The following is a 13,865-nucleotide window of genomic DNA, read 5'->3' as shown; positions in this document are numbered from 1 at the left end:
TTGGCACAGTAAATGCTTTTCTTATTGTAAGAAATTATCGAACAGTGGTTCCTGTTAAATCGTGTTGAACCACACTCTGTTTAAACCTAGGAGATGGTAAAATGGCATTAACAGTAAATACTAATGTGTCGTCATTAAACGCACAACGTAACTTAACAAAATCTGGCGAAGGTTTAGCAACCTCAATGGAGCGTTTGTCATCAGGTATGCGTATTAATAGCGCAAAAGATGATGCGGCCGGTTTGCAAATTTCAAACCGTTTAACCTCTCAAATAAATGGTTTATCAGTTGCTCAGCGTAATGCCAACGATGGTATTTCAATGGCGCAAACAGCTGAAGGCGCAATGAATGAATCGACTAATATATTACAGCGAATGCGTGAGCTTGCACTACAATCAGCAAACGGTTCAAACTCGGCAGAAGACCGTGAAGCACTACAAAAAGAAGTATCTGCACTACAGGTTGAATTAACACGTATTGCAGATACTACCTCATTTGGTGGGCAACAACTGCTTGATGGTTCATATGGCAGCAAAGCTTTCCAGGTAGGCGCTAATGCAAATGAAACCATTAACGTATCTCTATCGAGTGTTGCAGCCGAAAAAATCGGTTCAAACCAAGTCAATCTTCAAGGGGCTACCTTAACTACAGGTTCTGACGGCTTTGGCCAAGTTACAGCCACAGCTACGGGGGCATTATCTAATAGCACTACTGTTTTTGGTACGCTAGATATATCAGGTCGAGAAGATTCTCAAGTAACTATACAAAGTGGCTCTACAGCTGCAGAAGCGGCTGACGCCATAAATAGCGTTAAAGATGCTACAGGTGTTACTGCACAAGCCAGAACTGAAGCGCGCTTGGATATATCAGGTACAGCTACACTTCCGGGTGAATCCGTTAGCTTTGAGCTAAATGGCGAGAAGGTTTCATTTGTAGCTACGGGAACAGCAACAGGCGATGAACAAGCAATGGCTGAGGCAATCAATAAAGCAACAGATGAGCATGGTGTAACAGCAACGTTAGATAATGGTGTACTTTCAGTATCGAATAACAACGGCGATGACATAGAAATTGAAGAATTTGCTGGCGGAGCTAGCTCTTCATTACTCATAACTCCGCGTGGTTACGATGATACCGTAGGGGAGGCTGTTACATTAACAACTGGCGGAACAGACTCAGCTAGAGTCGCAGGTGCCATTCAATTAAATTCATCAGAAACATTTTCAACAATAGCGCAAAATGACGAGATTGATAATGTGACGACGAAGGTAACTAGCCAGCTTGAAAATGTAGCCGATATAAACATAACTGATCAAAAAAGTTCTCAAGGTGCACTTTCAATTATAGATAACGCTATTGCAAACATTGATGCACAGCGAGCAAGTTTAGGTGCTGTACAGAACCGCTTTAGCTTTACAATTAACAACCTCGCAAACATTGAAGAAAATGTGTCGGCATCACGTAGTCGAATTCAAGACACTGATTTTGCTACTGAAACGGCTGAGATGACCAAAAATCAGATACTACAGCAGGCGGGTACCTCAATACTTTCACAGGCAAACCAAGTTCCACAGGCCGCTATTAGTTTATTAGGTGGTTAGTAACGAACAGTTTTAGTTAACTGCTAATAAGAAGCACATCTTTATAGATGTGTTTTTTTGTTTGTGATAAAAAGTAATATGCTTTGTTTGAATAAAAAAACTTTATTATATAAAAATTACATATTATTATGTTTTAAATTAGTCACTTAAGTGAGTTTGATAAATAACTTTAAAAATAAATCAAAATAACGCTAAAGATAAGTTTTCTCCTGCCGTTAACTTAACCAGTACAGAGCTTGAACATACAATTGTGACAGCTCTTGGTTAAATCTAAACAGTCACATTACGAAAGTAATCAGGAGTTTTATTATGATTTCAGTAAATACAAATGTATCTTCATTAAACGCTCAGCGTAACCTATCTACCTCAGGCTCTGACCTTGCAACGTCAATGGAGCGTTTATCATCAGGTATGCGTATCAACAGCGCAAAAGATGATGCGGCAGGCCTACAAATTTCAAACCGTTTAACATCGCAAGTAAATGGTTTAGCAGTAGCACAGCGTAACGCTAACGACGGTATCTCAATGGCACAAACTGCTGAAGGTGCAATGAGTGAGTCTACAAGCATATTACAACGTATGCGTGAACTAGCACTACAATCTGCTAACGGCTCAAACTCTACAGAAGACCGAGCGTCACTTCAAAAAGAAGTGGCAGCATTACAAACGGAACTTACACGAATTGCTGATACAACATCATTTGGTGGTCAACAGCTTTTAGATGGTAGCTTTGGCTCTAAATCATTCCAAATTGGTGCTAATTCTAACGAAACTATTAATGTGTCATTATCGAGCGTTGCAGCTGATAGTATCGGTTCTAAACAAGTTAATTTGCAAGGTGCTGCAGCTACAAGCAATAATAGTAGTTTTGGTCAAGCAAGTGTTGCTTCAGCAGGCGCATCGACGGTTACAGGTGTATCTGCTGCTACTTATACTATTTCTGGTCGTGACTCTGCTACTGTTAATATTGCTGAAGGCTCAACTGCAAAAGATGCAGCAGCTGCAATTAATGGTGTAACTGATTCAACCGGTGTATCAGCGCAGGCTAGAACAGAGGCAAACATTCAGCTTGGCTCTGCAGCTGGCTCTACTATTTCAGCAAAAGATTCATCAGTAAGTTTTGAGCTTAATGGTGAGAAATTAGCCTATGTTTCAACAGGAACAGTAGATGGTGATGAGCAAGCCATGGCTGAAGCCATCAATGCAAAAACTGATGATCATGGGGTTACTGCAACAATAGAAAATGGTGTTCTTTCTATATCAAATAACCAAGGTGAAGATATAAAATTGGAAGACTTTGATGATGGTGGTACTACTATGGAAGTTGATATTACACCTCAGGGATATGCTGGAGATGATGGTACAGCTGTTACATTAACTTCACAGTCTGCAACAGCTGATTCAACAGTGATTTCAGGAAGTATACAGTTAAACTCATCAGAGACATTTACAGTAGCGGGAGACTCGGCAGAGGTAGCGGCTGTTGCAAATGCAGTTGTTACAAGTAAATTAGCCGATGTAGATTCACTTGATATTACAAGCCAAAAAGGGTCGCAAGATGCTTTAGCAATTATCGATAACGCAATTGCTAATATCGATGCTCAGCGAGCTGGTTTAGGTGCGGTTCAAAACCGTTTTGACCATACTATCAGCAACCTTGCAAACATCTCTGAAAACGTATCGGCATCACGTAGCCGTATTCAAGATACCGACTTTGCAACCGAAACAGCTGAAATGACGAAAAACCAAATCTTGCAACAAGCAGGTACATCAATCTTATCGCAAGCGAACCAGTTACCACAAACAGCACTTAGCTTATTAGGTTAATAAGTTAAAAGTAATAGCTTAATGGTTAGCTAACTAATACATAAAGTCAGTATTAGTATTTTAAAAAAGGAGGTGGCTTTAGCTACCTCCTTTTGTGGTTTAAGAATATAAACTAAGCTATTGTTGGTTTAATTAAGTGAAAAATAGGAATCTGTTATGAATACAATTACTTCAAACGCAGAAATTACAACATTACCGACCCCCGTTGCTGGTGATGATAAGCAAGCGGGGCAAGCTGCTCGTTCTTTGACTGAGCGAGCGGTTGATGATGTAAAGCAGACGGAAGCACAAAATCAACAAAATTTACAGCAAAACCAATACAAAAATAACAATCAAGATGAAAAAGATCAGCCCTTAGAGCGCGAACAGCTAGAACAAATGGCGCAACAATTGCAGGACTTTATGGGTGAAATGAATCGCAGTTTGCAATTTAAAGTTGATGAAGATTCAGGCCGTGATGTAATCAAAGTGCTCGATAAAAACAGTGGCGAAGTAATTAAGCAATACCCTTCTGAGGAAGTCTTAAGCCTAGTTTCTAAACTGTCTGAATCTGCCGGTATTTTGATTGATCAAACGGTTTAGTCGGTAGTTGTAATTACTAATACTAAGTTAGTTTATTTTTGAGTATTTAAAGAGGTGAAGTATGTCTATTACATTTAATGGGTTAGGTTCTGGGTTAGCAGTATCAGATATTGTTGATGCACTCGTTAATGCAGAACAAGCACCTGCTGAAGCTCGTTTAAATACTACAGAAAGTAAGTTAACTACGGATATTTCAGCTGTTGGGGCATTAAAATCTGCACTTGAAAAAGTACAAACCTCAATGGAAGCATTGGGTGATAGTGATAACTATCAAAAGCGAACTGCATCTGGCAATGATGATTTTATATCTATTAGCTCAGATAAAGACGCTCAGCCAGGCAGTTACAATGTAAAAGTAGACGCATTAGCACAAGCTCATAAGTTATCTTCCCCTGCATTTGCAGCAGACGAGGCAATTGGAGCTGGCGTAATTACAATCGGTTCTGGTGCAAATAGTTTCTCTACTGTTTTATCGGCTACAAACACGTTAGAAGATTTACGAGACCAAATTAATAACGGCCCTTTTACTGGCAGTGATAGTAATGACTCTGTTGTGGCAACTATAGTCACGAGTGATACCGGTCAGCATTTAGTGCTCACTAGTAAAGAAACCGGCGAAGACAACGCAATTACAATTACCGTACAAGACGATGACGGTAATAATACTGATACAGGCGGGTTATCTCGATTAGCTTATGATGTATCAGACGCAGACCCTGCTAACCACACAACTAATTTAACACAAGTTAACGCTGCTCAAAATGCACAAATAACAATTGATGGTACGTTGACGGTATCAAGCAACACTAATGAATTTAGTAACGTGATTGATGGCGTGGATATAACAGCTAAAAAACCGCACGATACCGACGACGACATAAGCGACATATCAATTACCGAAAATAATAATAATATTAAAACAGGTTTAAATAGTTTTATCAGTAGCTACAATGAGTTGTTAGAGCTTAGTAATAACTTGGGTGCATCGAGTGCGGATGGCGCAGGTGTTATGGCTGGTGACTCACTACTTCGTGGTGTTATGTCAAAGCTTCGAAGTGAAATAACGGAATCAGTTGATTTAGGCGATGGTAATTCGTTATCACTTTCGCAATTAGGTGTCGAAACAGACCGCTACGGTGTTTTAACGCTAAATACAGAAACACTCGATGAGCAAATAGATGCAGATGTAAATTTAGTGCAGCAGTTTTTTGTTGGTGATGACGATGATGGTTTTGCGCAGTCTTTTGATGAGCTAATGAGCTTTTATACAGATTCTGACGGCATTATTCAAAACCGAATAGACAGTAAAACAAATCAGCTAGACGATTTAGATGATGATCGCTTGGATCTTGCCAGTAAAATGGAGTCGCTATCTTCTCGATTATATGCTCAATATAATGCGATGGATTTATTAGTGGCGAGCCTTAATAACACCAGCAGTTATGTTCAAGCTCAATTAGAGAATATGCCAGGCGTAGTAAGAGATAACTCTTAGTAGATAAATGTAATATTAAATTAATAGCTAAATTAAGAAAGCATAAAAAAACCGTTATTTAAAACGGTTTTTTTGTGTTTTCTATTTGAGTAGATTTTAGCGACTTGCTTTATAAGCTTTAATCGCCTTACCTGATTTTTTATGTTTAATAATAGCTTTAGATGACTCGTTTTTTGCACTATTCGCTTTTACTAAAATGGTATTTATACGAAGCTGAATTAATTCTAATTGCTCTGCACTTGGGCCGTCGCTGCTTTCGCACCATTGCTTTAGTTCAACATTTAAAGTGTCTAAAAGAGGCTGAGCTTCATCTGCATTATCATCATTTACTAACACTTCAATATTACTAAGCAACGTTTGTATGAGCTCAGAGTAGTTGGTTAGTGGCTCTGAAGATGTTGGCGAGTCCATAATTTAAATTAAACCGCAGGGCTGCGTTGATCTAGTGGAATGTTATCCCAGCCTTCTTTAATTTCTTTAACAATACTTGATACTTCCACAATTGCTTCAATATCGTTGTTTATGTTCGCTTGCGTTAAACGGCGTTGGCAGTAGTCGTACAGTGCCAATAAATTGTTAGAAATACTAGGGTCTTGTTCTACTTCTAAATTAAGTGCGTCTTGCAGTGCACCAAATAATAAAACACAGGCCGAAATATTTTCACCTTTTTTTTGTATTTCTTTGCGCTCAATAAACCCTTTAGTTGCTGCTAAGCGACCGATGATATTACTGAATATAAGGTTTATTTGTTCGTAAGGGGCCATTTCGGCAATGCTGCTAGCACGAACTTGACCGTATTTTTTTAATGATACGTGAGCCATGAAGATAATCCTAAATAAAATATACTTGTGAAGATAACCAAGCAAATTGAGTGCCACTAATCTTATATGTATCGGCTATTAAACTATATTCTTTAGTTTATATTAGTTAAAGTTTAAAAAAATAAAAAAGTTATTTCCATGTCAATGTAACTCAGCTTGTAACGTTGGCCTATAAAATGCTTAATATTCTGGCTTTTCATATCGCATAGCTGGCGTGTAATACATACTAAAGGAGAGGTTGTTGTGGATACTACTAATTTAGAGCTCCAAAAAATGATTCTTAAAGCGACATTGATATCCAATTTAGAACTATTAAAAGAAAAAATGCCAAATGTTTATAATACTTTTAAGAATTTTGAGGTGGAAAATTTAGGCGTTGCTTTAGATGAATTCGGGCAAGTGAATTTAATTAATAATAATGAATTTACTTATAGAGAGCCACCAAGTGAATTAGCTGTAAAGCAAGTTGAGTTGTTTTTACAAGAACCTGCATATCATCATTACGGTATCGCACATGAATCAGATGAACATAATCATTTTAAACATTCTACTGTACTTAAGAAGATTTATAATAACCGGGTAGAAGCTGTAGGGAGTGAGTTACCGAAACCTACCAATGAGGAACGTTTAGATTTCATTTGCTTCTTTGGAGCTGGATTAGGGTATCAAATAGAAGAGTTAATTCGGAAAAAAAAGTTATTAAATGTTTTTTTATTTGAACCAAATAATGCTGTTTTTTATGCAATGTTACATTGTGTTGAACTTAGGCCTCTATTTGAACATTGTACTAATCAAGGCGGGACTTTTTCATTATGTATTGGTGGTAACGAGTATAATGCTGTAAATGAAATATCCACGCTGTTAAATAAGCAGGGTCATTTTAACTTAAGTTTAATGTATTTCTTCAAGCATTACGATAGCCCTTTAATGGATAAGGTAGCTGAAAAAATAAAAGAAGTTGCTCATAGGTGGCATAGTGGGTGGGGTTTTTTTGAAGATGAGATTATTGGTATTTCTCACACCATATCTAATCTGAAGTTGCAATTCCCAGTTTTAAAGAAAGCAAATACGTTTAAGAATTGTATAAAAGAGGCGCCGGTATTTATTGTTGCTAATGGACCGTCACTTGACTTAGCAATTGATTTTTTAAAAGCCAATAAAGAGGATATTATAATCATTTCGTGTGGTACCGCTTTAAAGGCGCTGCTAGTTAATGATATCAAGCCTGATATGCATATTGAGATGGAGCGAGTTGCTATATTAGACGAATTTGTAAGGGTTGTTGAGAGAACGGATGAAGTAAATATTAAGTTAAATGATTTAAATATCATTGCATTAAATACTGTATATCATGGAATATTATCTCGCTTTAAGGCTGCTTTTCTTTTAAATAAAGTTAACGATGCTGGAGGATGTTTAATTAAAGGGTTAGATAAAGAGTCAAAATACTCAAGGCCTTTTTATACAAACCCTACAGTGACAAATGCCGCAGTGGCCGTCGCTGTAGAGTTAGGTTTTGAGTTATTGTACTTTATTGGAATGGATTTTGGTTTTGTTTCTGAAAAGTACCATCACTCAAAGCATAGTATTTTTTTCGATAAAGACTTCAAACATAAAGAACGTTTTGATGGTTTAATGAAAAATGAAAGATATGTCAAAGGGAATTTTAGGGACAGGGTCGGAACAACAAATACTTTCGATTCATCTAAATCTAATGTTGAATTACTGTTACAAGAACAAACACATGTAAAAGCATTTAATACTTCAGATGGCGCCTTTATTCAAAATACGGAAGCAAAAGACATAACAGATGTTAAAATAAGCAAAAAATTAATAGATAAAAATAGCAAAGTAAAAGAGCTTCTCTGCAATGCTTCATCTTCAAAGGGTCTAGCGGTGAGTGATGTATTGTTACAAATAAACGATGTCCAATTAAAAACAAAGCATACTTTAGAGCAACTTCTCAGCTTTACTTCTATTTACTTTGATACTAGGGAGAATCTTTCGTCCGCATTTTTAGCTCAAAATAAAATGCTTTTAGAAATACAGAATAAAGACGAAATGACTTTCTGGCTCGTACAAGGCTCATTTAAATATTTCCAAGCTTACATAATGTCTAACATATATTATTATAGCAACCAAGGCAAACGCACTGAATTTATGAATACCTCTATTGATATTTTTCATCAACATATTGTGGATATTTATCTTGAGTTGATTGAAAGTTATGATAAACCAGCTAAATATTAAGACAAGAGATATAGCGGCAATTTAAAGTTTAGTGGAACACTTAAATTAACTTTAATCATAAATTCATACGATTGATTTTTTATAGCGATGTCTGTTTTTTGGCGTTTATGTCAAAAAACTGCCGCTATCACTTGCATCCATGCTGAACTGGCTTACAATTTAACTAATTATACAAATTAGTGAAAGTACGGCTCGCTAAATATGATCTTGATTTTAGATAATAATAACAACCGCGCAATAGGATTAAATGCTTCACTTGGCTTTATTGGTGAAGCTGTACAACTATTAAGCGAAGACTGCTTTGAACAAGAATGCAAAAAATATCAGCAGCAAGAATGCATGATTATTTTAGGAGCGTTGCAATCACTTGACCACGAAAGCTTAATTAAACGCTATCCAACATTACCGTTTTTATTGATTGGCGAAACGCTAAAACCACTATTAAGTATCGCTAATGTGGTGGGGCTTATTTGCGAGCCATTTAATCACGAAGTGACAACTCAGTTACTTCACGATTGCCAGCAGTATCAGCGCATGTTGCCAAATGAGCATAAGCATTCTAAACCACATAAAATTTTTGATGGACTAGTTGGTGAAACAGAGGCCGTAAAAGATGTTCGCTTTTTAATTGAACAAGTGGCAAAAACCGATGCTAATGTTTTAATTTTAGGCGAATCAGGCACTGGTAAAGAAGTGGTTGCCCGTAATGTACACCTGCTTTCAAAGCGAATTAATGGACCGTTTGTACCTGTAAACTGTGGTGCTATTCCGGCAGAGCTGCTCGAAAGTGAACTATTTGGCCACGAAAAAGGCGCGTTTACTGGTGCTATATCGGCTCGTAAAGGGCGCTTTGAACTAGCTCAAGGTGGGACGCTATTTTTAGATGAAATAGGCGATATGCCACTGCAAATGCAAGTTAAGTTGCTGCGAGTATTGCAAGAACGCAGCTACGAACGTGTTGGTGGTACAAAGGCAATCCAAGCTGATGTACGCGTTATTGCGGCCACGCATCGTAATCTTGAAACAATGATTGAAGAGGGTAGTTTTAGGGAAGATTTATATTACCGTTTAAATGTATTCCCTATCGAAAACCCATCGCTGAGTGAACGAGCTGATGATATTCCGCTGCTTTTAAAAGAGTTAATGCGCCGTGTTAACGACCAGACTGGTTCTACCGCTAAGTTTACAGAGCGCGCAGTTGAGAGCTTAAAAGAACATGCTTGGCCTGGTAATATTCGTGAGCTTGCTAACTTAGTGGAACGTATGGTTATTATGTTCCCTGACAAAGTGGTCGATATTCCTGATTTACCTAACAAATATCGTTACATTGAAGTTGAAGCCTACGAGCCAGAATACCCTGAAGAGTTAATGGAAAAAGACGCCTTTAACGATATATTTAGCACAGGCTTTAGTGATTACGAAAGTGAGCCAGACGCTGAGTTTAGCCAAACGGGTAGTGGGCTATTACCTGATGATGGTATTGAACTTAAAGATTATTTAGCAGAGCTTGAAATTAGCTTAATTACCCAAGCGTTAGAGCGCTATGATTACGTTGTAGCTCGCGCTGCAGAGATATTAGGGGTTCGCAGAACAACACTCGTTGAGAAAATGAAAAAGTATAATCTTTCACGAGATTAGAAGTACGAAAATGGTGAAATACTTTTCGTTATTTATTATTCATTTGTGATCAATCACTTTACGGGCTTTGCCCGTCACGCAAGCATGGCGTCTACAAGATAACCCAAACTTAAACCTTGGCGGTAGACGCTGAGTTTGCTCGCGTGAAAAGCGTAGCTTTTAATCATTTAAATAAAACGTTATTTCACAAAGAGAAAAACGAAGGTAAATGAGAAACCATAGTCAATTTACGCTTTACTTCTCTAAAGCGCAGCCTCTCTTAACCTCTTTGTGAACTAATCACTTTTATGGTTATAAATCACTTACTCACTAAAAGTCTTAATAATTTCTTCTTTCCTAAAACAATCATTACTGTGATCGTTAACCATACCGCAGGCCTGCATATGCGCATATACCGTTGTTGGGCCTAAAAACTTAAAACCCCGTTTTTTTAAATCTTTAGCAAATGCAGTTGATGCCTCTGTAATTGCTGGGTAGTCCTCAGCGTTATTTAAATTACTTATAATCGGTTTATTATCGACAAACTGCCATTGGTAGTTACTAAAACTTCCAAATTCTTTTTGTATTTCTATAAAGCACTTTGCGTTGTTAACAGTTGCCGCAATTTTTAAGCGATTGCGCACAATACCCTCATCAAGCATTAATCTCTCAATGTCATCTTGTGTGAGTTGTGCCACTTTATCTACATCAAAATTAGCAAATGCTTTTTTATAACCGCTGCGCTTTTTTAAAATTGTGTACCAGCTTAAGCCGGCTTGCGCTGATTCAAGAGTGATAAATTCAAACAGCTTTGTATCATCATAAAGAGGGACGCCCCATTCTTCATCATGGTAAATAACGTAGTCGGGTTTAGTGGTGTCGAGCCACGGGCAACGGCACTTTTTTTGCTCACTCATTATTATTCCTTTTTGTGTGCGTCATTTTTATGTCGCTCAAATTATTGATGTAACTTAATGATAAGTATGTAAATAAATTTTGGTATAAATCGTGCATTTAGACATGTATCTACATCAATTCGAGATTTGATTATGGCCCTTGCTAGCGTGCTAAAACCACAGTTTTTTTCTGCAAATCAGTATAACCCATGTTTACTTCAAGAGGAGTACATTGGTGAATTAAGCGATCTGCGCAAGCAAGCAAGTTGGCTTTCGCATTTGGTTGATACCATGCCAGCAGGCGTGGTTGTACTTGATGGCAAAGGGTTGATTGCAAAAGCGAATCAAATAGCGATTGATATGCTTGGCGAGCCACTTGAAGGCGAACGCTGGTTTAATGTTATTCAGCGCTCTTTTAGGCCACATCAAGATGATGGCCATGAAGTGTCTTTAAAAGACGGACGCCTAATAAAACTTGATATTACTGCTTTAGCACCAGAGCCTGGGCAACTTATTTTAATGACGGATTTAACCGAAACTCGCCGCTTACAAAAACGTGTTGCACATATGCAGCGATTAAGCGCGCTGGGCAAAATGGTTGCATCATTAGCGCATCAAGTCCGTACGCCGCTCTCAGCCGCTATGCTTTATGCTGCTAATTTAGGGTCAAAGCGCTTACCCGAAGCATCTCGCGATAATTTTCAAACAAAGTTAATGTCGCGTTTAAAAGATTTAGAAACTCAAGTAAACGACATGCTGTTATTTGCTAAAAGTGGCGATCAGCAAGTTGTTGAGCAAGTTTCAATGCAGCAGCTTTTAACCGAAGTTAAAGCAGGTGCTGATGCGATGGTCGCACTTAATGAAAGTGAGCTAGATGTAAGCTTACCAGAACCCGATGTACAAATAGTTGGTAATAAAACGGCATTGGCCAGTGCTATTCAAAATCTAGTGCACAATAGTATTCAAGTTATTGGCGGTGGCGCAAAAGTAAAAATTAGCGCACAAAGAGATTTAAAAGATTTAGATATGGTTCGTATTAGTGTGAGCGACAATGGCCCAGGTGTTGATTTAAGCCAAAGCGATAAAATTTTTGAACCATTTTTTACTACAAAAAGTCAGGGCACAGGTTTAGGGCTTGCTGTAGTGAGTTCGGTGGCTAGTGCGCACCAAGGCCGTGTTGATGTGACTAATAATACGCATGGTGGTGCCTGCTTTAGCTTGTTACTGCCTATTAAGGCAACATCTAAATTAGAGGGGTCATTATGAGTAACACTATTTTAGTTGTCGAAGATGACGCAGGGCTTCGTGAAGCCTTAATAGATACCCTTGAAATGTCGGGTATTGAATGTGTTGCAGCGAGCAGTGCTGAGCAAGCAATGTTACTGCTTAAAAAAGATCAATTTTCGCTTGTTGTAAGCGACGTGCAAATGGGCGCAATGAGTGGACTTGATTTACTACGCAGTATTAAATTAAACCACCCTGATTTACCTGTATTGATGATGACGGCGTATGCCACAATTGACGATGCGGTAGAGGCCATGCGCCTAGGTGCAATTGACTACATGGCAAAACCATTTGCACCTGAAGTGCTGTTAAATATGGTGAGCCGTTATTTGCCTGAAAAAGCAAAAGAAACCGACGGCCCCGTTGTTGCTGATCCAACTAGTATTCAATTATTGGAGCTTGCAAGTAAAGTAGCACGCTCTGATGCAAGTGTAATGGTACTTGGCCCAAGTGGTTCGGGTAAGGAAGTACTTGCGCGTTATATTCATGATAAGTCGAGCCGATGTAATGAGCCATTTGTAGCGATTAACTGCGCGGCTATTCCTGAAAATATGCTCGAAGCCACGTTATTTGGTTACGAAAAAGGGGCTTTTACGGGGGCGATTCAAGCATGTCCGGGTAAGTTTGAGCAAGCACAAGGCGGCACTATTTTACTTGATGAAATTACTGAAATGGACTTAGGGCTACAAGCTAAACTTTTACGCGTACTGCAAGAGCGTGAAGTAGAGCGTTTAGGGGGGCGTAAAACAATTCAGCTCGATGTACGTATTTTGGCAACCAGTAATCGTGATTTAAAAGAAGCCGTGTCTGAAAATCAGTTTAGAGAAGATTTATATTACAGGCTTAATGTTTTTCCACTTATGTGGCGACCATTGTGCCAACGCCCTGGCGATATTATTGTATTGGCTAAGCATTTAATTGAGCGCCATATAAGTAAAAGCAAAGAGCCTATGGCGTATTTAGATAAAGCTGCTGAGCAAAAGTTACTGGCTCACGCGTGGCCTGGTAATGTGCGCGAGCTTGATAATGTTATACAGCGTGCACTTATACTGCGAAGTGGCGATACAATAAACGAGCATGCTATTTTTATCGAAAACTTAGTATCTAATAACTTTGTTATGGAGCCTTCATTGGCACCGGCGCAAACCGTATCGCCAACAGAATTAGCTCATGCAGATAAAGGTGTTGATAAAAGCACGTTAAGCTCTGCATATTATGATGAAAAATTGCATGCTGAGGATGAGCCTAATCAAGGTTTGCTAGCGGCAGATACCGGTAGCTATAAAGATGAGCTTAAAGACAAAGAGCATCGTATTATTTTAGAAACCCTTGCACGTTGCCAAGGTAAGCGTAAAGACGTTGCTGAAACGTTGGGTATAAGCCCACGAACTTTACGTTATAAACTAGCGCAAATGCGCGATTTAGGTATTTCACTTCCTGCATAACCTCCTATAAACCCTAAGTTTGCGCTGCGAGCTTAGGGTTGTCAAAA

Annotated in this window: 11 protein-coding genes and 1 pseudogene; 9 read left to right on the top strand and 3 right to left on the bottom strand. The window is 38.4% G+C overall.

Annotated elements, in window-relative coordinates; translation table 11 throughout:
• The first annotated feature begins 101 nt into the window (after nucleotides 1–101).
• The 5 genes and pseudogenes from H5090_RS08655 to fliD all read left to right on the top strand — a co-directional run bounded on the left by H5090_RS08655 (nucleotide 102) and on the right by fliD (nucleotide 5,505).
• Nucleotides 102–1,601: a flagellin gene (locus H5090_RS08655; protein ID WP_182695484.1), complete on the top strand. Its 1,500-nt coding sequence runs from the start codon at nucleotides 102–104 to the stop codon at nucleotides 1,599–1,601.
• A gap of 309 nt (nucleotides 1,602–1,910) precedes the next feature.
• A pseudogene (locus tag H5090_RS21075) lies at nucleotides 1,911–2,663 on the top strand (flagellin hook IN motif-containing protein); the annotation flags it as partial.
• A 123-nt stretch (nucleotides 2,664–2,786) separates the two neighbouring features.
• Nucleotides 2,787–3,428 (top strand): flagellin, encoded by a 642-nt coding sequence (locus tag H5090_RS21070; protein ID WP_404936426.1) that lies wholly within the window; start codon nucleotides 2,787–2,789, stop codon nucleotides 3,426–3,428.
• 156 nt (nucleotides 3,429–3,584) lie between these two features.
• A complete protein-coding gene (locus H5090_RS08645) occupies nucleotides 3,585–4,010 on the top strand; it encodes a flagellar protein FlaG (RefSeq protein WP_182695483.1) in 426 nt (141 codons plus the stop codon).
• A 61-nt stretch (nucleotides 4,011–4,071) separates the two neighbouring features.
• Nucleotides 4,072–5,505, top strand: a complete 1,434-nt coding sequence (gene fliD / locus H5090_RS08640) for a flagellar filament capping protein FliD (protein WP_182695482.1) — start codon at nucleotides 4,072–4,074, stop codon at nucleotides 5,503–5,505.
• 96 nt (nucleotides 5,506–5,601) lie between these two features.
• On the opposite strand, the gene H5090_RS08635 is transcribed toward fliD, so the two are convergent.
• Entirely contained in the window at nucleotides 5,602–5,916 is a 315-nt protein-coding gene (locus tag H5090_RS08635) for a hypothetical protein (protein ID WP_182695481.1), read from the bottom strand.
• Nucleotides 5,917–5,924: 8 nt separating this feature from the next.
• Entirely contained in the window at nucleotides 5,925–6,326 is a 402-nt protein-coding gene (gene fliS, locus H5090_RS08630) for a flagellar export chaperone FliS (RefSeq protein ID WP_182695480.1), read from the bottom strand.
• 243 nt (nucleotides 6,327–6,569) lie between these two features.
• Between fliS and H5090_RS08625 the strand changes: the two genes are divergently transcribed.
• Nucleotides 6,570–8,576 carry a 6-hydroxymethylpterin diphosphokinase MptE-like protein gene (locus tag H5090_RS08625; protein ID WP_310736313.1) on the top strand — a complete coding sequence of 669 codons (2,007 nt, stop codon included), beginning with the start codon at nucleotides 6,570–6,572 and terminating at the stop codon, nucleotides 8,574–8,576.
• A 201-nt stretch (nucleotides 8,577–8,777) separates the two neighbouring features.
• Nucleotides 8,778–10,214, top strand: a complete 1,437-nt coding sequence (locus tag H5090_RS08620) for a sigma-54-dependent Fis family transcriptional regulator (RefSeq protein WP_138488706.1) — start codon at nucleotides 8,778–8,780, stop codon at nucleotides 10,212–10,214.
• A 302-nt stretch (nucleotides 10,215–10,516) separates the two neighbouring features.
• Here the strand turns inward: H5090_RS08620 and H5090_RS08615 are convergent, their stop codons facing one another.
• A complete protein-coding gene (locus H5090_RS08615; protein ID WP_182695479.1) occupies nucleotides 10,517–11,110 on the bottom strand; it encodes a DNA-3-methyladenine glycosylase I in 594 nt (197 codons plus the stop codon).
• A 132-nt stretch (nucleotides 11,111–11,242) separates the two neighbouring features.
• Here H5090_RS08615 and H5090_RS08610 point away from each other — a divergent pair, with 132 nt between their 5' ends.
• Nucleotides 11,243–12,355 carry a PAS domain-containing sensor histidine kinase gene (locus tag H5090_RS08610; protein WP_182695478.1) on the top strand — a complete coding sequence of 371 codons (1,113 nt, stop codon included), beginning with the start codon at nucleotides 11,243–11,245 and terminating at the stop codon, nucleotides 12,353–12,355.
• Nucleotides 12,352–13,818: a sigma-54 dependent transcriptional regulator gene (locus H5090_RS08605; protein ID WP_182695477.1), complete on the top strand. Its 1,467-nt coding sequence runs from the start codon at nucleotides 12,352–12,354 to the stop codon at nucleotides 13,816–13,818. Before H5090_RS08610 ends, H5090_RS08605 begins: the two co-directional genes overlap by 4 nt.
• Nucleotides 13,819–13,865 lie beyond the last annotated feature (47 nt).

Source organism: Pseudoalteromonas sp. SR43-5, from assembly GCF_014163835.1.
Classification (GTDB): Bacteria; Pseudomonadota; Gammaproteobacteria; order Enterobacterales; family Alteromonadaceae; genus Pseudoalteromonas; species Pseudoalteromonas distincta.
The sequence above is the reverse complement of the archived record's forward strand: the minus strand, read 5'-3'. Positions and strand labels throughout refer to the sequence as shown.